25 protein-coding genes are annotated in these 26,606 nt (G+C 65.4%); 20 read left to right on the top strand and 5 right to left on the bottom strand.

What is annotated here, in order from left to right; all coding sequences use genetic code 11:
* Nucleotides 1-64 precede the first annotated feature (64 nt).
* Entirely contained in the window at nucleotides 65-1,897 is a 1,833-nt protein-coding gene (locus AC4PRM_RS01075; protein ID WP_492038481.1) for an AMP-binding protein, read from the top strand.
* A 10-nt stretch (nucleotides 1,898-1,907) separates the two neighbouring features.
* On the opposite strand, the gene AC4PRM_RS01070 is transcribed toward AC4PRM_RS01075, so the two are convergent.
* Nucleotides 1,908-2,660, bottom strand: coding sequence for a prepilin peptidase (locus AC4PRM_RS01070; protein ID WP_492038480.1), 753 nt, complete (start codon nucleotides 2,658-2,660; stop codon nucleotides 1,908-1,910).
* A 297-nt stretch (nucleotides 2,661-2,957) separates the two neighbouring features.
* On the opposite strand from AC4PRM_RS01070, the gene AC4PRM_RS01065 reads away from it, so the two are divergent.
* From AC4PRM_RS01065 to AC4PRM_RS01005, 13 genes are all read left to right on the top strand, one after another.
* The gene (locus AC4PRM_RS01065; RefSeq protein WP_373255680.1) at nucleotides 2,958-4,469 is read left to right on the top strand and encodes a beta-helix domain-containing protein; all 1,512 of its coding nucleotides are present in this window, start codon (nucleotides 2,958-2,960) and stop codon (nucleotides 4,467-4,469) included.
* 79 nt (nucleotides 4,470-4,548) lie between these two features.
* On the top strand, nucleotides 4,549-7,221 hold the full coding sequence (locus tag AC4PRM_RS01060) for a TonB-dependent receptor domain-containing protein (RefSeq protein WP_492038479.1): 2,673 nt from the start codon (nucleotides 4,549-4,551) through the stop codon (nucleotides 7,219-7,221).
* A 190-nt stretch (nucleotides 7,222-7,411) separates the two neighbouring features.
* The gene (locus AC4PRM_RS01055) at nucleotides 7,412-8,311 is read left to right on the top strand and encodes a type II secretion system protein N (RefSeq protein ID WP_492038478.1); all 900 of its coding nucleotides are present in this window, start codon (nucleotides 7,412-7,414) and stop codon (nucleotides 8,309-8,311) included.
* The gene (gspD, locus tag AC4PRM_RS01050) at nucleotides 8,311-10,407 is read left to right on the top strand and encodes a type II secretion system secretin GspD (RefSeq protein ID WP_492038477.1); all 2,097 of its coding nucleotides are present in this window, start codon (nucleotides 8,311-8,313) and stop codon (nucleotides 10,405-10,407) included. Before AC4PRM_RS01055 ends, gspD begins: the two co-directional genes overlap by 1 nt.
* Before the next feature lie 15 nt (nucleotides 10,408-10,422).
* Nucleotides 10,423-11,940: a type II secretion system ATPase GspE gene (gspE, locus tag AC4PRM_RS01045; RefSeq protein WP_492038476.1), complete on the top strand. Its 1,518-nt coding sequence runs from the start codon at nucleotides 10,423-10,425 to the stop codon at nucleotides 11,938-11,940.
* The gene (gene gspF / locus AC4PRM_RS01040) at nucleotides 11,940-13,154 is read left to right on the top strand and encodes a type II secretion system inner membrane protein GspF (RefSeq protein WP_492038475.1); all 1,215 of its coding nucleotides are present in this window, start codon (nucleotides 11,940-11,942) and stop codon (nucleotides 13,152-13,154) included. The genes gspE and gspF overlap by 1 nt, the downstream gene beginning before the upstream one ends.
* Nucleotides 13,155-13,166: 12 nt before the next feature.
* The gene (gene gspG, locus AC4PRM_RS01035) at nucleotides 13,167-13,610 is read left to right on the top strand and encodes a type II secretion system major pseudopilin GspG (protein WP_487923162.1); all 444 of its coding nucleotides are present in this window, start codon (nucleotides 13,167-13,169) and stop codon (nucleotides 13,608-13,610) included.
* Nucleotides 13,582-14,064 (top strand): GspH/FimT family pseudopilin, encoded by a 483-nt coding sequence (locus AC4PRM_RS01030; protein WP_492038816.1) that lies wholly within the window; start codon nucleotides 13,582-13,584, stop codon nucleotides 14,062-14,064. The genes gspG and AC4PRM_RS01030 overlap by 29 nt, the downstream gene beginning before the upstream one ends.
* Nucleotides 14,057-14,419 carry a type II secretion system minor pseudopilin GspI gene (gspI, locus tag AC4PRM_RS01025; protein WP_487923160.1) on the top strand — a complete coding sequence of 121 codons (363 nt, stop codon included), beginning with the start codon at nucleotides 14,057-14,059 and terminating at the stop codon, nucleotides 14,417-14,419. The genes AC4PRM_RS01030 and gspI overlap by 8 nt, the downstream gene beginning before the upstream one ends.
* Nucleotides 14,416-15,003 carry a type II secretion system minor pseudopilin GspJ gene (gene gspJ, locus AC4PRM_RS01020; protein ID WP_487923159.1) on the top strand — a complete coding sequence of 196 codons (588 nt, stop codon included), beginning with the start codon at nucleotides 14,416-14,418 and terminating at the stop codon, nucleotides 15,001-15,003. Before gspI ends, gspJ begins: the two co-directional genes overlap by 4 nt.
* Entirely contained in the window at nucleotides 15,000-15,989 is a 990-nt protein-coding gene (gene gspK / locus AC4PRM_RS01015) for a type II secretion system minor pseudopilin GspK (protein WP_492038474.1), read from the top strand. The genes gspJ and gspK overlap by 4 nt, the downstream gene beginning before the upstream one ends.
* The gene (gene gspL, locus AC4PRM_RS01010) at nucleotides 15,986-17,092 is read left to right on the top strand and encodes a type II secretion system protein GspL (RefSeq protein ID WP_373255669.1); all 1,107 of its coding nucleotides are present in this window, start codon (nucleotides 15,986-15,988) and stop codon (nucleotides 17,090-17,092) included. The genes gspK and gspL overlap by 4 nt, the downstream gene beginning before the upstream one ends.
* Entirely contained in the window at nucleotides 17,089-17,568 is a 480-nt protein-coding gene (locus AC4PRM_RS01005) for a type II secretion system protein M (RefSeq protein ID WP_492038473.1), read from the top strand. The genes gspL and AC4PRM_RS01005 overlap by 4 nt, the downstream gene beginning before the upstream one ends.
* Here the strand turns inward: AC4PRM_RS01005 and AC4PRM_RS01000 are convergent.
* The 3 genes from AC4PRM_RS01000 to AC4PRM_RS00990 are packed head-to-tail and all read right to left on the bottom strand — an operon-like array spanning nucleotide 17,562 to nucleotide 20,231.
* On the bottom strand, nucleotides 17,562-18,083 hold the full coding sequence (locus AC4PRM_RS01000; RefSeq protein ID WP_492038472.1) for a lipocalin family protein: 522 nt from the start codon (nucleotides 18,081-18,083) through the stop codon (nucleotides 17,562-17,564). The genes AC4PRM_RS01005 and AC4PRM_RS01000 overlap by 7 nt on opposite strands.
* Complete coding sequence (locus tag AC4PRM_RS00995; RefSeq protein WP_492038471.1) at nucleotides 18,076-18,879, bottom strand: DUF1365 domain-containing protein; 804 nt, start codon at nucleotides 18,877-18,879, stop codon at nucleotides 18,076-18,078. The genes AC4PRM_RS01000 and AC4PRM_RS00995 overlap by 8 nt, the downstream gene beginning before the upstream one ends.
* The gene (locus tag AC4PRM_RS00990; RefSeq protein WP_492038470.1) at nucleotides 18,876-20,231 is read right to left on the bottom strand and encodes an NAD(P)/FAD-dependent oxidoreductase; all 1,356 of its coding nucleotides are present in this window, start codon (nucleotides 20,229-20,231) and stop codon (nucleotides 18,876-18,878) included. Before AC4PRM_RS00990 ends, AC4PRM_RS00995 begins: the two co-directional genes overlap by 4 nt.
* A gap of 140 nt (nucleotides 20,232-20,371) precedes the next feature.
* Between AC4PRM_RS00990 and AC4PRM_RS00985 the strand changes: the two genes are divergently transcribed.
* The 6 genes from AC4PRM_RS00985 (at nucleotide 20,372) to AC4PRM_RS00960 (ending at nucleotide 25,305) form a co-directional block, all read left to right on the top strand.
* The gene (locus AC4PRM_RS00985; RefSeq protein ID WP_492038469.1) at nucleotides 20,372-21,178 is read left to right on the top strand and encodes a DUF1295 domain-containing protein; all 807 of its coding nucleotides are present in this window, start codon (nucleotides 20,372-20,374) and stop codon (nucleotides 21,176-21,178) included.
* Between the two features lies 1 nt (nucleotide 21,179).
* Nucleotides 21,180-22,202, top strand: coding sequence for an SAM-dependent methyltransferase (locus tag AC4PRM_RS00980; RefSeq protein ID WP_492038468.1), 1,023 nt, complete (start codon nucleotides 21,180-21,182; stop codon nucleotides 22,200-22,202).
* Between the two features lie 2 nt (nucleotides 22,203-22,204).
* Nucleotides 22,205-22,609 carry a DUF2177 family protein gene (locus tag AC4PRM_RS00975; protein WP_373255662.1) on the top strand — a complete coding sequence of 135 codons (405 nt, stop codon included), beginning with the start codon at nucleotides 22,205-22,207 and terminating at the stop codon, nucleotides 22,607-22,609.
* Between the two features lie 59 nt (nucleotides 22,610-22,668).
* Nucleotides 22,669-23,223 (top strand): sigma-70 family RNA polymerase sigma factor, encoded by a 555-nt coding sequence (locus AC4PRM_RS00970; RefSeq protein ID WP_373255661.1) that lies wholly within the window; start codon nucleotides 22,669-22,671, stop codon nucleotides 23,221-23,223.
* The gene (locus AC4PRM_RS00965) at nucleotides 23,220-23,939 is read left to right on the top strand and encodes an anti-sigma factor (RefSeq protein WP_487923150.1); all 720 of its coding nucleotides are present in this window, start codon (nucleotides 23,220-23,222) and stop codon (nucleotides 23,937-23,939) included. The genes AC4PRM_RS00970 and AC4PRM_RS00965 overlap by 4 nt, the downstream gene beginning before the upstream one ends.
* 145 nt (nucleotides 23,940-24,084) lie before the next feature.
* The gene (locus AC4PRM_RS00960) at nucleotides 24,085-25,305 is read left to right on the top strand and encodes a class I SAM-dependent methyltransferase (protein ID WP_487923149.1); all 1,221 of its coding nucleotides are present in this window, start codon (nucleotides 24,085-24,087) and stop codon (nucleotides 25,303-25,305) included.
* 119 nt (nucleotides 25,306-25,424) lie between these two features.
* Here the strand turns inward: AC4PRM_RS00960 and AC4PRM_RS00955 are convergent, their stop codons facing one another.
* On the bottom strand, nucleotides 25,425-26,534 hold the full coding sequence (locus AC4PRM_RS00955; RefSeq protein WP_373255658.1) for a glycoside hydrolase family 5 protein: 1,110 nt from the start codon (nucleotides 26,532-26,534) through the stop codon (nucleotides 25,425-25,427).
* Between the last annotated feature and the right edge of the window lie 72 nt (nucleotides 26,535-26,606).

Raw genomic sequence — 26,606 nt, 5'->3', positions numbered from 1 at the left:
AAATCCTGTTTTGCAAGCGTCTCGTCGAGGCTATTGAGGAGTTGCAACGAAGAAGGAAGCGCCCTTGTCCGAGCCGGTGTCCGAAATCAATGTCCAGCAGGACGCACCCTTCCGTCCGGTGCGGTTCGGCCAAGTCGGGCTGGAGGTAGAGACCCGTCTTGACGGCACCTTGATCCTCTCGGCTCGTGCGCCGCTGGTCGATCATGACAGCAATCTTCTGCGGGTCTTCTGGGCGCATGGGGACGCAATGCCCGACCGAACCTGGATCGCCCGGCGCGGTGGCGAGCACCGGGACTGGCAACCCTTGTCCTATGCTCAGGGACGCGCCGACGTCTCCGCCGTGGCTGCCTGGCTGCTCCGGCAGGAGATCGCCCCGGGTCGGTGCGTACTCGTCCTGTCCGAAAACTCCATCGCCCACGCCGCCTGGATGTTTGGCGCGATCGCGGCAGGCGTGCCCATCTGTTCGGTCAGCGTGAACTACTCCCTGCTCGGCACCGACTTCGAGCGGCTTCGTCATGTCGTCGACCTGGTGAAGCCTGCCGTGATCTTCGCAGAGCAGGGTGCCCCCTTTGCCCGGGCACTGGCCGCAGTGAGGCCGGCCGACGCGATCGTCGTTTCTGCCCGGCCACAGGACCTGGCCGGTGACGTCGTGGCGCTGGCCGACGTCCTCGCCTGCCCGGACGTGGAGGCCATCGGTGCACGCGTACAGGCGCTCGATCCGACCGTGCCTGCCCGCTACCTGCTGACCTCCGGCTCCACCGGTCGTCCCAAGGCCGTGATCCATACCCAGGCCATGATGACAGCCAATACCGCCAGCGGCTTTCAGGCCATGGGCGATGCCTTCGCCTGGGATGGACCGTGTCTGGACTGGCTGCCTTGGAGCCATATCGCCGGATCGTCCCTGCTGACGAACATCACCGCGTTGGGCGGCAGCCTCTACATCGACGATGGCCGTCCCACGCCGGAACTGTTCGGCGAGACGCTGCGGAACCTGAAGGAGATCAGGCCGCGCTTCTACGGCACCATGCCGTCCGGCTATGCCATGCTCGCCGACGCGCTGGACCTTGATGACGCCCTGCGCCATGCCTATTTCGCCGACCTGCGCTGCATGCTGTTCGGCGGTGCGGGCCTGCCTCAACCACTGCATGACCGCATGCAGGCTCTGGCCGTCCGGACTATCAAAACTCGAATTCAGTTTGTCTCCGGTTACGGTTCCACCGAAACCGGCTCCGCCATCAGCTACACCTGGTGGGAGACCCGAAAGGTCGGAATCGGCCTGCCGGTCCCCGGCGCGTCCCTCAAACTGGTTCCCGCCGAGGGGGCCTACGAGGTTCGGGTCAAGGCCCCCTGCGTCACCCCCGGCTACCTCGGCGATCCCGCCCGCACTGCCGAAGCCTTTGACGAGGAGGGGTTTCTGCGGATGGAAGACCGCGCCGACTTCCACGACCGTGCCAATCCCTCCGAGGGGCTATTTTTCGCGGGGCGTAGCGCAGAGCAGTTCAAGCTGACCAACGGCACATTCGTGGCGGCGGGGCGGCTGCGCGATTCAGTGCTCAAGGCCTGTCCGGGCCTGTTTCGCGACGTCGTCGTCTGCGGCGAAGGGCAGGCCGAACTCACCGTGCTTGCCTGGCTCGATGCCGAGGTTGCAAGCCGCGAAGATCCAGTGACGATCCAGACACGGGTACGGACAGGCCTGTCGCGTCACAACCTGGACAACCCGGGACAGAGCGGTCGTTTGCGGCGTCTGATGTTGCTGACCGATCCGCCCGACGCGGGCCACAGTGAGCTGTCTGACAAGGGTTCGATCAATCGTGCCGCCGTCCTGCTTCGCCGGGCGGCCGATGTGGCGCGCCTGTATGATGGCAGGTTCCATCCCGACGTGATCGAACTTTCCTGATTGTCGGCATCTACAGCCCCAGAGGGCCGAGCAGCCATGTCAGCCAGATGCCGACGGCCAGAAAGGGGCCGAACGGGAGACGATCCCGGCCCGACACGGGGCGGCCTGTAACCCATCGGGCCGCAACCAGACTCAAGGCAGAAATTGATGCCCACAACAGAACACTGGGGAGTCCGATCCAGGCGACCCAGGCTCCTCCGGCTGCCAGAAGTATGGGGTCGCCGCCGCCCAGGCCTTCCCTTCGGCGAAGTTGCCGGTAGGTGATGGCCAGAAGCCACAGACCCGCGAAGCCAACGAAGGCTCCGAGGGCCGAATGCACCAGATTGCCACTCGGCAAGACTGCGGCGGCGGTCAGGCCTGTAGCCAACAGCGGCAACGTCAGGACATCGGGCAGCCAGAAATGCTCCGCATCCACCACGGCGATCAGGATCAATTGCCAGCCGAGCAAGGCTGTGAGCCCTGCTGCAAGGATATCCGGCTGTGAGAGTCCTGCCCATGCACCCGCCGCAGCGCAGCCCAGTTCAATTAGCGGGTAGCGCAGGGGAATCACCGACCCGCAATCACCGCATCGACCTCTGGCCAGCACATAGCTGGCGACCGGAATCATGCGCTGCGGTGGCAGGGGCCGGTCGCAGCCACCGCAACGAGATCGTCCAAATATGACATCGCGTTCCTGCGGCAAACGCAGGCTGACCAGACCGATAAAACTTCCGGCGATCAGGCCCAGACCGGCCAGGATGAGCGCGAGGAGAAGGGGAGACAAACGTTGATGTCCTATGGGTTTCCACCGGCCTAACGCGGTGCCGATGACAGTGCAACGGCCGGATCCGTGGCCCGGGAACCGGTTTGTGACTATCGCGCCGTATCAGGATTGAGTTTCACAGAATGGCGAAAACAAGTTCACACAAGCGCGTCCTAACCGTCACGGTTCGGCGCTCCCTCTGTCACATCCCGCGTCTAGCCAAGGGCTGGGCAGGAGGGGCGATACGTCGTCGGGGCCGGGCTTGAGGCCTGTGTTCCACCTGTCGAATGATCCTTTGGACCTGACACGGTGAAAACGATGACCGGCTTTCGACTGACAACACTGCTCGCCCTCTCGGCCAGCGCCCTGGCTCTGGCCGCTTGCGGCTCTTCGGAAGTCGCCTCGCCCGGTGAAGGCGATTTTGGTGGCGGCGGTGGCGGCACCAACCCTGGTGGCCCGACCACCCCCCCGCCCGGCACTCCTGCTGCGGATTGCCCGACCGGCTTCGCCAATGTCGGCCTGATCGCCAACAACACCCTGCGCGTCTGTCAGCTACCGCAACAGATCAACGGTGCCCTGACGGTGCCGCTGCGCGCCGGCACCATCTATTCCATCTCCGGCCGCACCTCGGTCGGTACGGACCGCGGCATCGACCCGGCAGCACCGACCGCCGGTAGCGAGCAAGGCATCCTGACCATTGAAGCCGGCGTGCGCATCTTCGCCTCGGGTGGCTCGGACTACCTCCTGGTCAACCGCGGTTCGCAGCTGTTCGCGGAAGGCACGGCCACCAGCCCCATCGTCTTCACCAGCCGTCAAAACGTCGAGGGCACCACCAACGAGAACTCGCAGGGTCAATGGGGCGGTATCGTACTGGCCGGCCGTGCGCCGCAAGCCAACTGCCAGCTGACCGCGCCGGTGACCTGCACCGGCACGGTTGAGGGCACCAGCGCCTTCTACGGCGGCAACACCGCGGCCGACAACTCGGGCCGCGTGCGCTATGTTCAGATCAAGTTCTCGGGCTTCGAAATCTCGTCGGGCAATGAGCTTCAGGGTCTGACCCTGGCCGGTGTCGGCTCCGGCACGACGGTCGAGTTCGTGCAGGTTCACAACAGCTCGGACGACGGCATCGAAATCTTCGGCGGCAACGTCAATCTGCGTCGCGTCGTCATTACCGGTGCCGACGACGATGGCATGGACACCGACACGGGCTGGCGCGGTGGTGCTCAGTTCGGCATCGTGACCCAGCGTCCGGCCGGCACGACCAGCCGCAGCGCCGGCTTTGAGTTCTCGTCTGCTCCCGCCTCGACGCCGCTGGCCAACCGCTACGTCTCGCAGCCGAAAATGGCCAACTGGACCCTGGTCGGCCGCAACGCGACCATCGATGCTCACACTGTAGCCCACTTCGATACGGGTACTGACTCTACGATCATCAACTCGGTGTTCACGAGTGTTGCCGGCTCGGTCGCAGGCTGTATGGCCATCAACGACGCCGATACCGGCACCAGCGGTGTGACCTTCAACTCGGTCTTCATGTCGTGCGCCGTGCCGTACCGTCCGTCCAACACCGCGCTTTCGACGGCTGCCTTCACCGCCGGCACGAACAACACGGCCACTGGCACTTCGACCCTGACGGCACCGTCGGGCACCAGCCTGCCCAACCAGACGCTGACCTTCATCAACGGTGCGAACGAGAACGCCGTAACACCGGCAAACGCTCCGGCGGTCTATCCGTTCTTCACGGCAACAACCTACATCGGTGCCGTCCAGAACGCTGCTGACACCTGGTACACGGGCTGGACCTGCGGTCTGACGTCCGGCGCGACCTGCTGATGACGGATGCGCGGAGGTGGCCCGACCGGGCCACCTCCGGCTTTCGCGTATCCTGTTAAACTCTTCCAAGGCGCAGATCATGAAGACCCTTACCTTGACCCTGAGCGGGGTCCTCCTGGCCACCAGCGCGATGATCGCGCCCGGGATGGCGCATGCCCAGACGCCGCCGCCCGTAGCGACCGCGCCGCAAAGCTCCACGGCGCAGACGCCTGCCGTTCAGGCCGATCCGGTGCAGGAGGAGTCGCAGCTCGACGAGATTGTCGTCCTGGGCCGCTACATCCCCGAACCAAATCGCGAGAGTGCCGAGGTTGCTGCCTTCCTGACGGCCGAAGATCTGCAGCGTACGGGTGATTCGAGCGCAGCGCAGGCACTGACCCGCGTCACTGGCCTGACTGTCGTGGAAGGGCGCTTCATCTATGTGCGTGGCTTGGGGGAGCGCTATTCCTCGGCGCTTCTGAATGGCTCCCCGCTGCCCAGCCCCGAGCCGCTGCAACGCGTCGTTCCGCTGGACCTGTTCCCGGCCAGCATTCTGGAAAGCGTCACCGTCCAGAAGACCTATTCCGCCGACTTCCCCGGCGAGTTCGGGGGCGGGGTGATCGACCTGCGTACGGTCGATGCGCCAAACGAGCCCTTCTTCACCATGTCGACGTCGATCGGGGCGAACTCCGAGACGACCAACAAGGAAGGCCTGATTTACTACGGATCGCGCACTGACTTCACGGGTTTCGATGATGGTACCCGTGATGTGCCGACGCCCATCGCCATCGCTTTCCAGTCGGGTCAGCAGATCAATCGCGCCAACTTCACGACGGCGGAGTTGCAACGCATGGGCCAGTCCCTGGTCAATGCCCCGCTGCGGCTTCTGCAGCGTGAGACGACCCCCGTCGACTTCGGTTTCGATTTCGCCGGCGGACTGTCCAGTGACAGCAGCCTGGGCACTCTTGGTCTGATCGGCGTTGCCGGCTATGACAACAGCTGGAGCGGTCGCCGCGGCCGTCAGCAGGAAGGCCAGTTTTCGGGCGACATTCTGGTGCCCGTCACGGACAAGGCGTTCGAGTCCAATCAGAACGACATCCAGCTGAACTTCCTGGGTGCCCTGTCCCTGACGAACGACAATCACGAGCTGAAGTGGACGAATTTCTACGTTCGCAATACGACCAAGGAAGCTCGCTCCAGCGTCGGCCCGGACCTTAGTGTTGGTGGCGGCGTCCTGCGTGATGATTACACCGAGTTCTTCGTGCGTCAGCTGTTCTCGAGCCAACTGGCCGGTGAGCATGAGTTCCTGGATGGTGCGCTGGAGTTCGACTGGCGCGCGTCCTATGCCAAGACCTCGCGCGATGCGCCCTATGAATCGCGCTTCCAGTACGGCGTAGATGGTGACGGCAACTTCATCCACAATCCGTCCAACCAGATCTCCTTCAGCGAACTGGACGAGGATGTCATCTCCGGTGGGGCCGACGTCAGCTACACGTTGCCGCTGTCAGACTTCCGCGAGATCGTATTGAAGGCTGGCGTCGCCTATACAGACAGCAGCCGCGACGCGACCCGTTATGACCTCCAACTGGCGGCGGTGAGCGGCCTGACGGATGAGCAGCGGCAATCGCGTATCGACTTCCTGTACTCTGACTTCAATATCAACCCGACGACGATCGAACTGCGCCAGATCGCAGGCACCAATGGTGCCGGGGCCTATGAGGCGGAACTGACAGTCGCTGCGGCCTATGTTCAGGTCGATGCCGAGATCATTCCCTTGGTTCGCACAACGGCCGGCGTCCGCTTCGAGGATGGTGAACTGACGGTAACCCCGCGAGACCTGTTCGGCGGTGCCGCCCCGTTCGCGCCCACCAGCATCGAAGAGCAGTACTATCTGCCCTCTTTCACCGCGACCTGGAACTTCGCCGAGGATCAGCAGCTACGCCTTGGCGCGTCCCAGACCATCGGGCGTCCGCAGTTCCGTGAACTGGCTCCGCAGTCCTATATCGACCCCGAGAGCGACCGCGAGTTCACGGGCAACCCCTTCCTGGTCGATACGGAAATCCTGAACCTGGACGCTCGTTACGAGTGGTTCTTTGCACGTCAGCAGTTCCTGACCGCCGGTGTCTTCTACAAGCAACTGGATAAGCCGGTTGAATCGGTGGTCGTCCTGACGGGTGACCAGCGTCAACAGTCGTTCCTGAACGCGCCGGAAGCGACCATCTTCGGGGCCGAGATCGAGGCCAAGAAGTTCTTCGAGTTCCCCGACAATGCCATGCCATTCATTGCCAACAAGCGCTGGCTGGTCCAGGCCAACTACACCTGGTCAGACTCCGAGGTGAACGTCGAGCCAGGCGATGTCGTTCGTACGCCGGGCGGTGGCGGAGCGGATGAAGACGCAACCTTCTTCATCGAAGACGGCAGCCGCCTTCAGGGCCAGTCCGAGCATGTCGCCAACCTGCAACTCGGTTGGGAAGACGACACGGCCCGCTCGCAGGCGACCTTCATCGTCAACTACGTCAGCGAGCGCATCACGGCGCGCGGAGCAGGCAGCGCGGGCAGCCGCGAGCCCGACTATGTGCAGGACCCGGGCGTCTTCCTGGACTTCGTCTATCGCAAGGACTTCGAATATGCGGGACGGGATCTGGGCTTTTCGCTGGAGCTACGGAACCTGCTGAACACCGACTATGACGAGTTCCAAGAGTTGGGGAACAAGATCCTGATCAATAACTATGAGCTGGGATCCAGCGCATCGGTCAGCCTGACCGCGCGCTTCTAAGGTAAGATGGACGAGGGGTGGCGACGCGCCACCCCTCGTTTTCGTTCACGACGGTTTGGCGTCATTTCGTCCGTACTGCCCCTAACCGTCACGGCAAGTTCTCGCGGGCGTCACATGGCGGTGAAGCCCGCATACGGACGATCGGTCTAGGTATCGCGCCGGGCCGCCCCAGGCCCCTGTCGGGCAAGTCATGGTGATCGCCGCCTTTCGCAACTGGAACCGTCAGCTCCGGCCGACCGGCGATGCGCCGGGCGGTGGCCGCGCCCGTCTGCGACGCGGGATCGAGGTCAGCCTGACCCTCGTGTTGCTGATTCAGATCGCGCGGCTGGTGTGGGTTTTCCTGGCCTCGCCGACCCTTTCCACAGCCGGACCGGTCACGGCACCCGAAGCAGCCGCGCCAGACTATTCCATCTTTCAACGTTTCGACGCCTTCTTCCGCACCGGCGCGCCCGGGGCGCTGGGCGAAGCGACGGCCCAGGGCAGCAGCCAGATGCGGCTCTACGGCGTTCGCGCCGACGGCGCGGGCGGCGGCTCGGCCATCATCGGTCTGGCCGACGGACGTCAGGTTTCGGTGGGCGTGGGTGAGGAGATCGAGCCGGGCCTGATCCTGCGATCGGTGGCTTCCGATCATGTGGTGATGGCGCGGGGTGAGTCCCTCACTCGTCTGATGTTCACAGAACTGCCGATGGGGGCAGCCGCGCCGCCCCCGCCACCCGCCGAGCAGCAGGTCGTGACACCGCAAGGCGCAGCGCCTGCGGACGCAGCTACTGCCGTGGCACCGGCGTCGGCGATTGGTCCGTCAGGCCCCAGCGTCGACCCCGCCCGGCTGATGGCCCAGGCGGGGCTACGTCCACGCATGCAGGGTCTCGGCATCAACGGCTTTACCGTCAGCGGAGCGGGCGATGGCTCGGCCCTGGCGGCGGCAGGACTTCGGTCTGGCGACGTCATTCTGGCCGTAAATGGACAGGCGCTGGACAGCCCCGCCCGTATCGCGGGCCTGCGTGGCCAGCTTTCCAACAGCACCAGCGCCGAAATCCGCTTCGAGCGGAACGGCGTCGAGCAGACCACTATTATAAGGACAGGCCGCTGATGCGATCCCGCCCCCTGCTGACGGCCGCCTTGGCCGGGCTTCTGGTCGTTCAGGCACCGCTGGCGACTATGCCTGCCTATGCCCAGGCGGCAGGCGGCCAGACCCTGAACGTCCAGGGTGCCGACATCCGCGCCTTTATTCAGGACATCTCCCGCTCGACGGGCCGGACCTTCATCGTCGATCCGGGCGTGACCGGCACCGTGACCGTGTCCAGCGACCGCAATCTGAGCCGGGCCCAGCTGTTCGAGGTCTTCCTGTCGACTCTGCGGGCCAACGGCCTGGTGGTGACGCCAACCTCGTCCGGCGCCTATCGCATCAGCCCGGCCCAAGGCGCGGCGCAGGGACCATCGACGGTCGGCAACGAGCGGTTTTCGACCGAAGTGTTCACCCTGCGCAACATCGATGCGGCTTCGGCCGCCGAGACCATCCGGCCATTGGTCGGTGCCCAGGGGCAGGTGCTGGCCAACCCCGGTGCCAACAGCATCGTCGTGGCCGATTTCGCCGACAACCTGGCCCGCGTCCGCGCCCTGATCGCGCGTATCGACGTGGACCGGACCGGGTTCGAGGTCGTGACGCTGGAGAACTCCTCGGCGCGCGAAATTGCAGCGGTGTTGCAATCGGTTCTGGCACCCCCGGGCGGACAGCCGGGGTCGGGCATGGTGTCGGTGACGCCGGTCGAGAGTTCCAACTCCATCGTGCTGAGGGGCGACCCCTCGGCCATCGCGCGCGTGCGTCCTCTGGTCGATGATCTGGACCGTCGGGCCCTGTCGGCGGACGACGTCAAGGTGGTGTTCCTGGAACACGCCAATGCCGAGCAACTGCTGCCCGTGCTGCAACAGATCGTCGGCCAGCAGGTGACGGCGGCCAGCGCCAATGCCACACCGCGTGAGCCGGGCACCTCGCGCGCCGGAGCGACGACCGACGACGTGACGCCGGCTTCGACCTCTGCACCCGCCGCGCCTCTGCCGGGGCAGCGGGCCACGATCGCGCGCTTCCCCGGAGCCAATGCCCTGGTCATCTCCGGCTCGGCCGACACCCAGCGCATGCTGTCCGAGGTCATCCGCCAGCTGGACCAGCGCCGTCAGCAGGTCCTGATCGAGGCCATCGTGGTCGAACTGTCCGACACTGCGGTCAAGGAACTGGGTGTGCAGTGGCTGCTGGCGGGCGAAGACGGCGCGCCCATCGGCCTGACCAACTATTCCAACAGCGCGACACCAATCCTGCCCATCATCGGCGGTGCGGCGGCGACCGATCTGGACGAGGACGATCCCCTGCGGACCCAGCTGCAGAACCTGGCGCTCAATAGCCTGCTGGGGGCCAACGGCTTCATCGGCGGGGCAGGGGGGCGGATCGGCGATGGCCTGTTCGGCTTCATCATCAATGCGGCCAAGACCGACAGCGGCTCCAACCTGTTGCAGACACCGTCGCTGATGACGCTGGACAATGAGGAGGCGACGATCCTGGTCGGCCAGGAAGTGCCGATCACGACCGGCGAGACCCTGCTGGACGGAAACTCCAACCCGTTCCGCACGACCCAGCGTCAGGACATCGGCGTCAAGCTGATCGTGCGGCCCCAGATCAATGCCGGGGGCTCCATCACCCTGTTCCTGCGTCAGGAGGTGTCCAGCATCAACGGCGTGCTGACCGATGGGGCGAACGATCTGGTGCTGAACAAGCGGGAACTGGAGACGACCTTGGTCGTGGACGACGGCGACATCGCCGTAGCGGGTGGCCTGCTGGACCAGAACGACCGTCTGGCCGTGGATGCGATACCGGGTCTGGGACAGTTGCCTGTCATCGGGGGTCTGTTCCGCTCGACCACCCGCCAGCGGGGACGGACCAATCTGATGGTCTTCATTCGCCCGACCATCATCCGCAGCGCCGCCGATGCCCAGACCCTGGCCGCCGACCGTTGGGGCTATATGCGCCAGCAGCAGCTGACGGCCGTGCCGGACCGTGAGCCCAGCCTGGACGAGATGCTGCGCGACTATATGCGGGCCCAGCCGCCGGTCGCGCCGTCGACCATGATCATCGCGCCGGATGAAGTGACTGCCGCGCCGTTGCCGCCCGTCGACAATCCTGTCGTACCGCAGTGATACGGTGACGGCGTCATGATCACCCTGGTCAATCCGACACTGCCCTATGGCTTCGCCAAGCGGCATGGCGTCATCCTGCTGGATGCCGGCGAGGTGGCGGTGGTCGGCCTGCGCGAAGGTGCCGATCCTCAGGCCCTGATCGAGACGCGCCGCGCCCTGGGGCGGCCCTTGCATGTCGAACGCCTCAGCCAGGCCGAGTTCGATCGTCGCCTATCCCAGGTCTATGCGGGCGATCACCTGACGGCGACGGATGGCGACGATCTGTCGATGCCGTCCGGTCTGGACAGTCTGATCGACGATATGCCCGCCGCCGCCGACCTGCTGGATACGGCGGACGATGCGCCGGTCATTCGCCTGATCAACGGCATCATCGCCGAGGCGGTGCGGGCAGGGGCGTCCGACATACATCTGGAACCATTCGAGAGCGCCCTGACCGTGCGGATGCGGGTCGATGGGGTGCTGCGCGAGGCGCTGTCGCTCAATCCGCGGATCACGCCCCTTCTGGTCTCGCGCATCAAGGTCATGGCGCGGCTGGACATCGCCGAAAAGCGGGTGCCTCAGGACGGGCGCATCCCCTTGGCTCTGGGCGGCAAGACGCTGGATGTGCGGGTCTCCACCCTGCCGTCGCGGGCGGGCGAGCGGGTGGTGCTGCGTATCCTCGACAAGGATCAGGCGGACCTGAGCCTTGAACAACTGGGCATGGCCCCTGACGCGCTGGAGGCCTTCAGGACGGCACTCAAGGAGCCGAACGGGATCATCCTCGTTACCGGGCCCACGGGGTCGGGCAAGACCACCAGCCTGTATGCCGGACTGTCGCTTCTTAACGACGCGACCCGCAACATTCTGACGGTCGAGGACCCGGTCGAATACGCCATCGACGGGGTCGGCCAGACCCAGGTCAACACCAAGGTCGGTATGACCTTTGCCGCTGGGCTTCGCGCCATCCTGCGTCAGGACCCGGACGTGGTCATGGTCGGCGAAATCCGTGATGTGGAGACGGCGCGCATCGCGGTTCAGGCTTCGCTGACGGGGCATCTGGTGCTGTCGACGGTGCACACTAATGATGCTGCGGGGGCGATAACCCGGTTGCGCGACATGGGCGTCGAGCCCTTCCTACTGGCCTCGACTCTGCGACTGATTGTGGCGCAGCGACTGGTGCGGCGGCTGTGCGGTGAGTGCCGCCGGGAGGAGCCTGCGGATGCGGCGACCGCACGGCTGGTCGGGGTCAAGGCCGGTCAGACGGTGTGGCGGCCCCAGGGCTGCGTCCACTGCAACCAGACGGGCTATGTCGGGCGGGTCGGTCTGTACGAACTGATCAAGGTCGACGACCGCGTGCGGCGTCTGATCGCCGCCGAGGCCGAGGAAGAGGCGATCAATGCCGTGGCCTTCGACGCCTCTGGCACGCTGACCCGGCGGGCGCGAGCCTTGGTGCTGGACGGCACAACCTCGGTCGAGGAGGCGGTGCGGGTCACGCGTCAGGAGACGGCCGAGGCGCACGACGTCGTCGCACCGGTACGTGAGGCGGTCGGCTGATGGCGGCGTTCGACTATGTGGCCGTGGACGCGGCGGGCCGCACGGTCAGCGGAGCGCTTACCGCAGCGGACGAAGGGGCGGCGCGTCAGGCGCTGGACCGGCGTCGGCTGATGCCGCTGGAGATCACCCCGACCCGCCGCACGGTGCACAAGGCGGACGGCAAGGCGAAAGCCGGGGGGCGTCTGAACGCCAAGACCCTGGCCCTGACCACACGGCAACTGGCGACGCTCGTCTCCGTCGCGCCGATCGAGGAGGCGGTGCGGACCATCGCGCTCCAGGCCGATCGACCCGCCGTGCGGGCGGTGCTGGAAGGGGTGCATGCAGGGGTGCTGGAGGGGCATCGGTTGTCCGAGGCCATGGGCCGGCAGGGCAAGGCGTTTCCACCGCTGTATCGCGCCATGGTGTCGGCGGGCGAGAGTTCGGGGGCGCTGGAACCCATTCTGGAGCGGCTGGCCGACGGGCTGGAGCGGGACCAGGCGGTGCGCGGCAAGGTGATCACCGCCTTGGTCTATCCGGCTGTTCTGGCGGTCGTGGCGCTGGGCGTCATCGGGGCGCTGATGACCTTCGTGGTGCCCAAGGTGGTCGATCAGTTCGACAGTATGAACCAGACGCTTCCGCTGCTGACGCGGCTGGTGATCGGCCTGTCCGAGGCGATGCAGACCTGGGGCTGGCTGGCCATCCTGCTGATGGTCCTGGCGGGGGGCGGGGCAGCTGTGGCCTTGCGCAATCCGGCGACGCGGCTGAAGGCGGACACCCTGATGCTCAAGCTGCCGATTGTCGGACGGCTGAGCCGCGACCTGCACGGGGCGACCATGGCGCGGACGCTGTCGACCATGATCGCCTCGGGCCTGCCGGTGCTGGATGGGCTGACGATCACGGCGCGGACGGTGTCGAACCGCCGTTTGCGTCTGGCCACCGAGACCATGGCCGACGCCGTGCGCGAGGGTGGGGGGCTGAGTGCCGCCATGCGCCGCGCAGACGTCTTTCCGCCGATCCTCGTCTACATGACCGCCTCGGGCGAGAGCAGCGGGCGGCTGGAGCCGATGCTGGACCGTGCTGCCGACTATCTGGACCGCGAGTTCGCCACCTTCACCGCCGTGATGCTGAGCCTGCTGGAGCCGGCGATCATCGTGGTCATGGGCGGTGTGGTGGCGCTGATCGTGCTGTCGATTTTGCTGCCGATCCTACAGATCAATACCCTGGCGATGGGGTGAGGAGTGAGTGAGATGAGTAAGTTGAACAATGCCCGGAAGCGTCAGAAACGCCAGGGATTCACACTGGTTGAACTGATGGTGGTGATCGTGATCATCGGCCTGCTGGCGACTGTGGTGGCGATCAATGTCCTGCCCAGCCAGGACCGTGCCATGGTCGGCAAGGCCAGGGCGGACATCTCGGTGCTGGAACAGGCGATCGAGACCTATCGTCTGGACAATCTGACCTTCCCAGACGACCTGAATGCTCTCACGACTGCGCCCGCCAGTCTGGCCCAGCCGGAGCGCTATCGCCAGGGCGGCTATATCCGGCGCCTGCCCGAGGATCCGTGGGGTAACCCCTACCAGTACCGCCGCCAAAGCGCGCACGGCGGCCAGTTCGACGTCTACTCCCTGGGCGCGGACGGCAAAGAGGGGGGCGAGGGCAATGATGCAGACCTCGGCAACTGGCAGGGGTAGAGGCGCAGCCGCTGACCAGCAGTGTCGTTCCGGTTTCACTCTGGTCGAACTGCTGATGGTCGTTGCCATCCTGGGGCTGGCGGCGGGGGCCGTCGTGATGTCCGTGCCTGACCCGAGACCGCCTGTGGGGGCGGAGGCCGAACGGTTCGCCGCACGGCTGGTGCGGGCGCGCGAGGAGGCGGTGCTGACCAATCGATCCATCGCGGTGGAGGCGACGGCGCGCGGCTATGGCTTCAGCCAGTTCGACGGGGTCGAATGGACGGCCCTGGCAGACGGCCCGTTCGGCGAGGAGGTCTGGCAGGCGGAAACGTCGGCAGGCCTGCCCAGTGCCACTCTGCGTGTCGTATTCGATCCCACGGGGGCGAGCGAGGCTGCGACTGTCACCCTGTCGCGTGACGGCCAGTCCAGCACCGTGTCCGTCGATGGCGCAGGCGAGGTGTCGGTCGATGACTAGGACGTCGCGCCAGGGCTTCACCCTCATCGAACTGCTGGTCGCCCTGGCGGTGTTCAGCCTGGCGGCCATGGCCCTGCTCAATCTGGCAGGCGAAAACACACGGTCACAGGCTCGGGTCGAGGATCGCACCCTGGGCGGCATCGTGGCCGAGAACCTGGCGGTCCAGGCGGCCATCGCACCCGGCCTGGGGGAAGGCGAGACTTCTGGCCAAACCACCTTGGCTGGCCGTTCATGGCGATGGTCCCAAACCGTCTTTGCGACGGATGATCCGGAGATTCAGCGCATTCTGATCCGCGTCTCGACCGAGGAAGGCCAGGCCGCCGACCGCACTCTTTTCCGGGCAAGGGCGGCATGAGGCGAGCAGGATTTACACTCGTCGAGGTCCTCATCTCGCTGCTGATCTTCGCCTTGATCGCGGCGGCAGGAGCGGCGGTGCTGAGCCTGTCGATCGACAACAAGTTCGCCATCAAGGCGGCTTCCGATCGGACGGCGGACTTGCAGCGTACCCGCGCCCTGCTCAGGGCCGACATTGGACAGGCCACGGCGCGGCGTACACGCGGGCCGACGGGACGCCCGCAGCCACAGCCAATCACTGGGGCCATCCAGGCGGGCGATGCCTCCCTGACGCTGACCCGAGCGGGATGGGGCAATCCCGGCGAGCAGGCACGGCCGTCCCTGCAACGCGTGGAATACCGACTGGTCGAAGATCGGCTGGAACGGCGCGTGTCGGCCTATCTGGATGGAGCAAGGCCCGGTCCGCCGCAGGTCCTGTACGAAGGGGTTAGTGGCCTGACCGTGACCTTTCTGAAGGATGGCACCGAGGCACCGGCCTTTGGCAGTCGTCTCGACAGCCCGATGCCGGACGCCGTGCGGGTCGTGATGACGCTCGAGGGCTATGGGCCTGTCGATCAGCTCTTTCTCGTCGGTGGTGGCAGATGAGGCGAGGGGCCAAGACACGCCGCGAGGGTATGGCGCTGCTGACCGTCCTGCTGCTGGTGGCCGTCATGTCGGTGATCGCGGTGGCGGTGTTGGATGATGTGCGGTTCTCGGTACGCCGCGCGACCAATGCGGAAACCCAGACCCAGGCCCAGTGGTATGCCGACGGGGCTGAGGCGCTGGCCCGGCGCCAGGTGGCACGTCTGCTGACGCTCAGCCCGACGCGGACGCCGCTTGAGCCGGAGTGGAACGGGCGGGTGCTGTCGTTTCCTATTGAGGAAGGCACGATCACGGCCGTCGTCCGTGACGGCCAGGCCTGTTTCAACCTGAACAGCGTGGTCGAGGGTTATGGCGAGGATCTGATCGCGCGAACTCAAGGCATGGCGCAGTTCGTAGCCTTGGGTCGGGCGCTGGGCCTGGGTGAGAGCCGTATGCGCCCTGTAGCCGAGGCCTTGGCCGACTGGCTGGACGCGGATACGACCGCCCTGCCGCTGGGAGCCGAGGACGGAGCCTATGCGGGACGGGCCGAACCTTATCGGACCGGCGGGGTGTTTTTGGCCGAGGTCAGCGAGCTGAGGGCCATCAAGGGGGTGGATGCGGACCTGTATCGTCGCCTGCGCCCGCATGTCTGTGCCCTGCCGGTCAGCCGCCTGTCGCCGATCAATGTGAACACCCTGGGGCCGGAAGATGCCCCGCTGCTGGTTATGCTGACCGACGGCAAGCTGGGGATGGAGGCGGCGCGGGGCGTGATCGCCCGGCGACCCGCCGAGGGTTGGGCCGACACCACCGCCTTCTGGAGCCAACCCGCCCTGACCGGACTGGTCGTACCGCAGGAGGCGCGCGAGCAGGTGACCGTCCTGACCCGCTTTTTCGACCTGCGGGTCGATGTCGATTACGGCGGCACCCGCGCCGTCCGTACCGCCCTGATGCATGCGCCGCCCGAGGGCGGAGCCCGAACCGTGATCCAGCGCTGGACCCTTGAAGAATGAGCCGAACCCGACTGATCCTTATCCCGGCTCTGGCCACGGAGCCGGCTCCCTATCTGATCCTCGATGCGGGCGGGGCGGTTTTGCAGCGCGGGCGATTGGCGCTGGATGCGGGCGAGACGCCGCCGCCGATGCGCACCGTGGCCATTGCGCCGGGCGGGGACGTTTCGGTGCGCTGGCTGGACTTGCCGGTGGGTGGGGCGGCCCAGGTCAGGGCGGCGGCTTTGTGGACCTTGCGCGACGATCTGGCGGCGACGCCGGATCGGATCACGGTGTCGCTCGGGCGGGCGGTGCCAACAGGCGAACCGCGCATGGTGGTAGTGGCCAGCCGGGCGTTGGTCGAGGCGTGGGGCGACTATCTGGACGCGCTGGGGATCAAGGCCGATGTGATCCTGCCCGACATGCTGACTCTGGAGGCACCGGAGGCGGAGGAGGGCCTGTCCGCTGTCACCTTCGGCACCGGCCTGGCATTACGCGGGCACCGGTTTGCGGCCACGATCCAGCCCGACCTGCTGGATCTTATTGCGGGCGATCGCCCCATTCGTCCTGTCACGGATGAGAGTGAAGTCGAGCGGTTGATGGTTGCGGCAGCGCTGTCGCCCGAGGTCAATCTGCTGGAATCCGGTGCTCGCGAGAAGGCTGCCGACCGGCGCGGCTGGCGATTGGCGGCGGGTCTGGCGGTGGCGGTGCTGCTGTCGCCGTTGGTTCTGGCTGCGGCGCAGGCTGCGCGGGACACGGGTGCCGCGCGTCAGGCCGAGGCACGGACACTGGAACTGATCTCCCAGGCGTCGCCGGATGCGGCAGGTGCGCCCGACCCCGTGGCGGCCTTTCGCCAGAGCGCCTCCACGGCTCCTCCGCCCGGCGGCATCGTGTCAGCAGCGGCGATCCTATTTGCAGCCGTGGAACAGGTCGAGGGGGCGGAATTGGACATCTTCGTCTCGGACCCCGAAGGCGGTGTGAGGGCCACTGTCAGCTATCCGGCCTATCAGGACCTGGACGCTCTAAAGCAAGCTGTGGCGGCGGCCGGGCTGCGGCTGAGCGATACCAGCACACTTGATGACGCAGGGCGTGTCGTCAGCGATGTGACCATCGGAGCAGCGACATGAACGCGATCGTCAGTGAAGCACGGGCCTGGTTCGATGGCCGCACGGTACGCGAGCAGCGCATGCTGGGGGTGATGGTTCTGGTCATGGCGCTGTGTCTCGTCTGGCTGCTGATCATCCAGCCGCTGTGGGCGTACAAGGCCGATGCAGCGGAGCGGCGCGTGCAGGCCGAAACCGATCTGGCGTATGTGCAGCGGCAAGTGGGGGCGCTGCCCAAGCCGGCTGGGGCTGCTTCGCAGGGCCCGGCAATCGAACCGCTAGCCACGCAGGCCGCGCAGACGGCCGGGCTGACGATCGTGACAGGCATGGATGAGACGGGCACCTTCGGCTTCACCGCCGCCAATGTGTCGAGCGCGGCGCTGTTCGGCTGGCTGGCCGAGATGAAGACGCGTCACGGGATCGACGCGGTGCGGCTGGACGTGGTCGAGAATGCGGATGCGACCCTGACGGCCGAGGGGGCGCTGGCCCGCGTTCAGTGATCGACCACCTGCATGGTGTTCGTGCGCAGGCCGAGCTGGCGGGCGCGGCTCCGCAGGGTTTCCAGGCGTGAGGCGCTGACGTTGGGGTCACGGGTCAGGATCGAGACGAACTGGCCGTCGGCGGTGCTGGCGATCATCCAGTCGTAATTGTCGGCCCGGTCGATGACCCAGTACTGGCGCTTGATGATGCCGCCGAAGAAGCTGGCCTCGAATTTGGCGTTGGTGCGGGGGTCTGTGATGCGGGCGCGCGAGCGCGTGGTGCTCAGCCGTCCGCCAGGCCGGTCGCGGTGGCAGTACAGGGCGATGTCGAAGGTACCATCGGCTCGCCGGGCCCAGGTCTGATTGGCCCCGTGACAGTTGCGCTGGGCATCGTTTGGGGTGCGTACGATCTCGTACCAACGGCCCATGAAGCGGTCGATGTCGATGGACTGGCGCGGCTGAGGGGCCTGGGCGCTGGCGGTCGAGGCGACGGCGGTCAGGAACAGGGCGGCGAAGACGGACAGGGCTTTACGCATGGGAGGCTCCTTCGCGGGAGGACTTCAGTACAGTGCCGATGGTGACAGGCTCTGCGGGCAGGGGTGGCTTGCCATGGAAGCGGAAGCCCTTGGCGACGATCATTACTGCCTCCCAATGAATGCCCGCCATGACCTTGAGCGTCAGCAGGGGATGGGTGATCCAGGCATGGAACAGAATGCTGTCGCTCAGCTCGCGCCGCTGGCCCGCGAAGGCGGCGGTCAGAACCGGGCCTGTGTCGTCGCGGACCTGGATGGTAATCCTGACGTCCTCGCCCGGCGGCGCGACGTCGAAGACGTAGGTCAGGTCCATGTCCATGAAGGGCGAAACGTAGAACCGCTTGGGCGCAGTCTGCTGGACAGAGTCTGGGCCAGCCTCGGGTGTCGCGATCAGATAGCTGTGGCGTTGGCCGAAGGTGTTGCGAACCTCGTACAGGATAGCCGTCAGTCGCTCGTCGGCGTCGTGACAGAAGTAGACGCTGAGCGGGTTGAAGCCATAGCCCAGCATGCGCGGCATGCAGAGCAGGCGGATTGGCCCGCCACTCGCCACGCCGGCCTCCGACAGGCGAGCGGCGACATAGGTTTTCAGATCGTCATGCGCCTTGTCGCCATGGTCGCGGGCACGGAAGGACATCAGGCCGAAGCGACCGGGACGCAGTAGCTTCAGCCTGCTGAACAGGCCGGGAAGCTCGTCCAGGTCGAGCAGCAGCATGAAGACGCGATAGCGGAGCGCATGCGCCTTCGGCCTGAACCGGCGGTGCGTCACCGGGCCGACGTAGAGGGCGGACGCGCCGGTCATGCCACCTGTCGGACGTGATCGGCTGCGTGTGAAATCTGGATGCGCCCGCTTTCATCCTCGACGGTCCAAGGGCGGCGCACGCCACCCAGTTGCTCGGCCACCGCCAGCCCCGATTGCAAACCGTCCTCGTGGAAACCCGCACCGAAATAGGCCCCGCAGAACCAGACCCCGCCCTGGCCCTGCAGCGACCACAGCTCCGACTGAGCTTTCAAAGCCCCTGCATCGAAGTGGGGGTGCTCGTAGTGGTCGGTGGCGTAGGTGAGCTCAGCCGCGGGCGGCGTATGCGGGTTCAGGGTCACGAAGAGGTCGGGTGCGTTCTTCAGGCTCTGCAGATGGTTCATCCAATAGCTGACCCCGCCCGAGCCGGGCTCGGCGCGATGGCCCATGTGGTTCCAGCTGGCCCAGGCGCGCTTACGCTTCGGCATCAGGCGGCGGTCGCCGTGCAGCACGGCGGTGTTGGGCGTATAACGGAAGGCACCCAGGACGCGCTGTTCCTGGGCTGTCGTGTCGCCCAGCAGGGCCAGCGTCGTCGGGGCGTGGGTGGCGAAGACGACCTGATCGAATGTCTGGTGCGAGCCGTCGCGGTGGTCGACGCGGACCTGACCGTCGGTCCGGGTCACGGCGGCAATGTCGGCGTTCAGATGCACAGTGCCGGCGAAGTCGGCGGAGATGGCCTCGACATAGGACCGGCTTCCGCCATCGACGGTGCGCCAGGTCCGGCGCCCGATGAATTTCATCAGGTCGTGGTTCTGGAAAAAGCGGATGAAGGCGGCGGCGGGGTGGTCGCCGATCCCCTCGACCGAGGCCGACCAGATGGCGGCGGCCATGGGCAGCAGATGATCTTCGCTGAGCGCCACCCCATACCGATGGGTGCGCAGATACTCCGACAGCGACACCACCGGATCCAACGTCGCCAAGTGACCAGGGGCTGTCCTGTAGAAGCGGTTCAGGTCGGCCAGCATGGACCAGAAGCGCGGCCTGAGCAGGGCCTCGGGCTGGGCGAAGATGGAGGCCAGGCTACGGCTGCCATACTCCAGATCGCCGTCGTCCAGCGAGACCGCCAGTGACATGTCGGCGTGTTTGGTTGGCACGTTCAGATGCGCGAACAGGGCAGTCAGATTGGGGTAGTTGACCTCGTTATAGACGATGAAGCCGGTGTCCACCGCCACGCCGTTACAGTCCACCGTATTGGCATGGCCACCCAGGCGACCCGCCGCCTCAAACAACGTGACATCGTGCGTTTTGCCCATCAGCCAGGCGCAGGACAGGCCTGAAATCCCCGCACCGATCACGGCCACGCGCAGTCGTTTTGTCGTGGGTTGAGGCGGTGAGGGCGGCAGGCTTTCGAACATCAAGCAGGCTCCGGCGAGTGGTATGCGCGAATGCGCGAGGGTGTTCGATATACGGCGCTGCAATCCTGCGGGATGCGATGCATCCTTGCCCGACTTTGCGCGTAACTGTGACGCTCAAACTTCTCAAGGACCAGACTGTCTTGCTGATCGCCCTCGCACTGGCCTTTGCCTTCATGGCCCTCACGATGACGGTGGCGTGGTGGACGGTGCTGAAGACCCGGAACGGCGGATGGACCGATGTCTTCTGGACCTTTGGCACGGGCATGGCAGGCGTTCTGGTCAGTCTGACGCCGTGGATGGGCATGCCGGGGCCGCGCCAGTGGCTGGTCGCGGCGCTGGTGGCTGTGTGGTCGATCCGGCTGGGCATTTATATCGCCGGACGTGTGGCTGGCGGTCACGCCGACCCGCGCTACGTCGCCCTGACCGAAGAGTGGGGCTCCAACTTCTCTCGCAATCTCTATGGACTGGCCATCGTCCAGGCTCCGGCGACGACTTTGCTGTGTGTCTCGATCGCGGCCGCCGCCCTCAGACCCGGCGACACCCTGATGCTGACCGACTATCTGGGTGCGCTCATTCTGCTGATCGGTATCGGGGGAGAGGCCGTCGCCGATGAACAGATGCGTCGGTTCCGGGCCAATCCGTCGAACAAGGGCAAGGTCATGGACCGCGGTCTTTGGGGCCTGTCGCGCCATCCCAACTATTTCTTCGAATGGGTCGTCTGGCTGGCCTATCCGGTCATCGCGATCGATCTGAGCGGCGGTTGGGTCGCAGGCTGGGCCGCGCTGGTCGCGCCGGTCGTGATGTATGTAATCCTTCGCTACATGACCGGCGTGCCACCGCTGGAGAAGGTCATGCTGAAGTCGCGCGGTGATGCCTATCGCGACTATCAATCCCGCGTCGGGGCCCTGCTGCCCCGTCTAAATGTGTTTTCCAAGGACCGCGCCTGACATGAGTCTGCTTGATCGGCTGAACAGCTTGCAGGACGCGCCTGCGCCCGACTTCGTAACTCGCCCGGCCATTGCGGCCTTCGTCGCCAATGCCCGCAAGCAGATGGCGGTGGTCCGACCTGGTGCCGAGAAGGCCTTCGCCGAGGAGATGGCGGCGCGTCCGGTGGCGGAATACACCGAAGCGGCCAATGCCCAGCACTACGAACTGCCTGCCCGTTTCTTCGAACTGGCCTTGGGGCCCAACCGCAAATATTCCAGCGCCTTCTACGACCATCCATCCTCGACCTTGGCCGAGGCCGAGGTCAGCGCCCTGCGACAGACCTGCCAGCATGCGGACTTGCAGGATGGCCAGAACGTACTGGAACTGGGCTGCGGCTGGGGGTCGCTTTCGCTGTGGATGGCGCGGCACTATCCGGCCTCGACGATCACGGCGGTGTCGAACTCGCGCAGTCAGAAGGCGGCCATCGATGCAGAGGCCGCGCGGCTGGGCCTGACCAATCTGACGGTCGTCACCGCAGACATGAATGTGTTCCAGACGGAGCAGCGCTTCGACCGCATCGTCTCGGTGGAGATGTTCGAGCATATGGCCAACTGGCGCGAACTTCTGGGCCGTGTGCGGGCCTGGCTAAAGCCTGACGGTCGGGTCTTCATCCATGTGTTCAGCCATGTCACGACACCCTACCGCTTCGAGGTGTCCGACAAGGCCGACTTCATCGCCCAGCATTTCTTCACCGGCGGCATCATGCCCAGCCACGGCCTGATGCGTCAGTACCCTGACTTGTTCGAGGTCGAGCAGGACTGGCGCTGGAGCGGCACCCACTACCAGCGCACAGCGAATCACTGGCTCGAGAATTTTGATCGGCACGAGACGGAAATTCGCGGCTTGATGAAGGAGGTCTATGGTGCGGACTACGCGCTGTGGATGCGGCGCTGGCGGCGATTCTTCATGGCCACGGCCGGTCTGTTCGGCGACAGTGACGGCCAGGCCTGGGGCGTGAGCCATTATCGACTGAAGGGGGTCTGAGCATGTTGAAGTATCTGGCAGCCTATGGCGGCTCGGCTGTCGCCTTTCTGGTGCTGGACATCATCTGGCTGACCCTGATGGGGAACCGGCTGTACAAGCCCGTACTGGGGCCGATCATGGCCCCCAAGGTCAATATGGTCGCGGCGGTGGCCTTCTATCTGATCTACATCTTCGGCATCACGGCCCTGGCGACGGCCCCGGCGCTGAAGGAGGCGTCGATCCAGAAGGCGCTGATCAACGGCGCGCTGCTCGGCTTCGTGGCCTATGCGACCTATGACCTGACCAATCAGGCGACGCTGAAGACCTGGAGTACGACGATCACCCTGGCCGATCTGGCCTGGGGCACCTTCGTGACCACGGCGGCGGCATTGGCCGGCTATTATGCCTCGCGGGCCGTCTCAAGCTGACTTGCCCGTCGCGCCGGGCCGTGTAAGCCATAGGGTCAAGCCACGGACGAACGCCACGCATGGACGCTGACCAGAACCGACAGGCGCTCGTCGCCAATCTTCAGCGCGTGGCGTCCGGGGATCGCGCCGCCCTGAAGGATGTCTATGACGCCACCTCGGCGAAACTATTCGGGGTGTGCCTGCGTATCTTGGGCAACCGAAGCGAGGCCGAGGACGTGCTGCAGGAAGTCTATATCACCGTCTGGAGCAAGGCAGACCGGTTCGACGCGGACCGCGCCAGCCCGATCACATGGCTGGCCGCCCTGGCTCGAAATCGCGCCATCGATCGCCAGCGCCAGATCGGTCGACGCAGCTTCAAGCCGATCGACGATGCGCATGATGTGGCGGACGGTGCCGAATCCAGCCTGGCCTCCCTGGTTCGGAGCGAGGACGTGCGCCAGCTTCAGGGCTGCATGTCGGAACTGGACGCTACCCATCAGGCCGCCCTGCGCAGCGCCTTCTTCGAGGGGCTGACCTATCAGGACGTGGCTGAGCGCCACAATGTCCCGACCGGAACGATGAAGAGCTGGATCCGTCGCTCCCTGCTCAAGCTGAAGGCTTGCCTCGCCCGATGACCGATCACGAACTGAGCCCCGACGAGCAACTGGCGGCAGAATATGTCGTCGGTGTCCTGACGTCGGAAGAGCGGGCGCAGGCCGAGCGCCGTATCGCCGCCGAGCCCGGTTTCGCAGCCGAGGTCGCCGACTGGCAGGAACGGCTGATGCCGCTGCTGGCCGAGATCGAGCCGGAGACACCGCCGCGTGTCGTGTGGATGCGCGTTGCCGCTCAACTGGGCGTGTCGGCGACCAGACCTGCGGGGGTCTGGAACAGTGTCGCCGTCTGGCGCGGCGTTGCGGCGGTCGCCAGCGTTGCTGCCGCCGTCGCCGTCGCTGCCCTGGTCCTGACGCCGCCGCGGGTGGTTATCGAGCCGGGCGCGGCACCCGCCGCTGCGCCGGTTCTGACCTCTATCGCGTTGTTGAAGGAGGAGGCGGGGCCGACGTCGTTCGTGGTCACCCTGGACAAGGCCCATGACCGGCTGATCGTCGCGACCGTGGCGGGCCAGGCTCAGGCTGACCGCTCGTTCGAGCTGTGGGTCCTGCCTGAGGGACAGGCCCCGGTCTCACTGGGTGTGCTCAACGGGCGCGAGGCGCTGGTGCTGGATACGGCGAAGCTGCTGGGCCCGGACGGCGAGACGGCCAGTCTGGCGATCACTCTGGAGCCCCTGGGCGGATCGCCTTCGGGTGACCCAACCGGACCGATAGTGGCCAGTGGAGCGCTGTCGCCGGTTTAGCATACGGCCCGCATCTGATCGGCGGTTGCGACCGTAGCTTTCCCGACACTAGACAGGCAGGTTGCGTCGGGACCATTTCTCCCCCACGTCGCTGTTTCGACGGGATTTTCGCATCATGGACGGCTCAGCTTCACACCTTGGCAGGATGACGGGCGCGTCGCGCAGCGACGTATCCGATGCACCCGCGTTCGCGCGGCCTTTCCTGCGTCGCCTGAGTAGCCTGTGGCGCTACGGTACCATGGCCGTCACCCTGCCGGACGGCACGCAGATGACGATCGGCGGCGATGACGGCGCGATAGGCGAGGGGCCCCAAGCCGTGTGGACCCTGACCCGCTGGAGGGCCTTCCTCAGACTGCTGACGCGCGGCGACATCGGCTTCGCAGAGGGCTACATGGCGGGCGAGTGGGATACGCCGGACCTGACGGCCCTGCTGACGGCCTTTGCCCTGAACTATGACGCCCTCGATCAGATCATGTCGGGCGTGCCGATGTTGAGAGGCGTCAACGCCATTGTGCATGCCTTGCAACGCAACAGCCGGACCGGCTCGCGCCGCAACATCATGTCCCACTACGACCTGGGCAATGATTTCTATGCCCAGTGGCTGGATCCGAGCATGACCTATTCGGCAGCGCTGTTCGATCCACCGACGTTGTCGCTGCCAGAGGCGCAGACCCGCAAGTATGAGGCACTGGCTCGTTCGATCAGTATCGAGCGCGATCATGAGGTGCTGGAGATCGGCTGCGGCTGGGGCGGTTTCTCGGCCTATGCGGCGGGCACGCTGGGAGCCAGGGTGACAGCCATCACCTTGTCGCCGTCCCAGGCGGAGGTCGCGCGAAAACGCATCTTTGAACAGGGATTGTCCGAGCGGGTGGATGTCCAGTTGATCGACTATCGCGACGTCCAGGGTTGCTACGATCGCATTGCCTCCATCGAGATGTTCGAGGCTGTGGGCGAGGCCTACTGGCCGACCTATTTCGACCGTGTGCATGACCTTCTGAAACCCGACGGCCGGGCGGGGCTACAGATCATCACCATCGACGACGCCCTGTTCGACAGCTACCGCAAGCGCCCGGATTTCATCCAGCTGCACGTCTTTCCCGGCGGCATGTTGCCCAGCGAACCAGCCCTGTGGGCCACGATCGGCAAGGCTGGACTGACCGGAGAAGTCACCCAGCGTTTCGGTCAGGACTACGGCCGGACGTTGGGGCTATGGCTTCGAGCCTTTGACGATGCATGGCCACGCATTGAGCCGCTAGGCTATGATGCACGTTTCCGGCGCCTGTGGCGCTACTATCTGGCCTATTGCGAGGCCGGATTCGGGACGGGACGCACGGACGTGGTTCAGTTGGCCCTTTCGAAAGTCTGATGGCTGGTCAATCTGAGGCTAGATGATGCGACTTATCCGGCCAAAAGCGGTCGGCGGCACGACGTTGTGAAAGACCTTCCGCAAGGGGCGTCTTAATGATTGGGCTGAATCCATCGAGACTAGGTACAATCCGTCCCGAAGCGCCCACCGGTCCAGAGGCAAGTGCCGTCGATACAGTCGATGAGGTTGTTGGGAAAACTGCCGGTTTCGTGAGCATACACCTGGAACCAGCCACCATCGTCCCATACGGCAGTCGGCATGCCAAATCGCCTGGCGTGGACCGCGTCAAAGCGCGCGTACCATTGGCGAATGTTGTTGCAATCCATCGTCTGGTAGCGGCTCTTCCAGCCGACGCCCCATTCGCCGATGAAGACGGGCATGCCGCCGCCCGTCGTCGATGCCCAGTCGGCCATGACCTGCATGGGTGAGGCGATGTCCTCGTCCGTCCAGGGATCGGCATAGTCGCCCTGATTGTCGCCGCTGAATTCCCAGGGGCTGTAATGGTGAAAGGTCGCCATGACATGGGGGTCGTGGCCGCCACCGACGGCATCCAGGTTGGGCCAGGTCAGGGCCATCTCATGAGCACCGAACCACTGGTTGCCGCCGATGATGACGATGCGGCCGGGATCGTCCTTCCGGATGGCGGCATAGGCACGCCCTGTCATCTCCCGCACTGTTGCTGGCAGCATAGCCTCCTTGCTGGTGAGGTGCGGCTCGTTCAGTATTTCGAACATCAGACGACCGTCCCGGTCGCCCAGCAGGTCGCTGATGTCGGCCCACAGTCTGGCCAGCACTTCGGCGTCGCCTGAATCCTTCAGCCGACTCTCGTGATGGGTATTGATGACGACGTAGAGCCCGGGCTGGTCCAATGCATAATCGACCACGGCCACCAGTTCCGCCAGGCGTGCAGACCTTCGATCAACCTGGCCTGTTTCTGGGTTGGCAAGCGTGGTGCCGCCGACATTTTCTGTCCATGTCACTGGAATGCGAACCGTTCGAAACCCGCGGGAATAGTAGGCGTCGATCTTGGGCCGGGCGACGTCCAGCGTCGCTGGATGCTGGGTGTTGTCGAACATCTGGCCCAGGTTGAAGCCCTTGCCCATGGCCTCGGCAGCCTGCCTTGCCGTGGGTCGTTCGAAGGCTGATGCGGTGGTACCGGGCGCAATCCAAAGCGCCGTGATCCAGAACAGAACGCCCAAGCCGCGCCACCGCTTCATTTTACTAGACATGAGCGCCTCTCCAGACCCGACAGCGCAGCAGAGCAACAGGATGACAGCGCTGTCGTCAATCGCTCGCGGCCT

Source organism: Brevundimonas sp. DW-iso22 (assembly GCF_058725425.1).
This window is presented reverse-complemented; position numbering and strand designations above follow the sequence as displayed.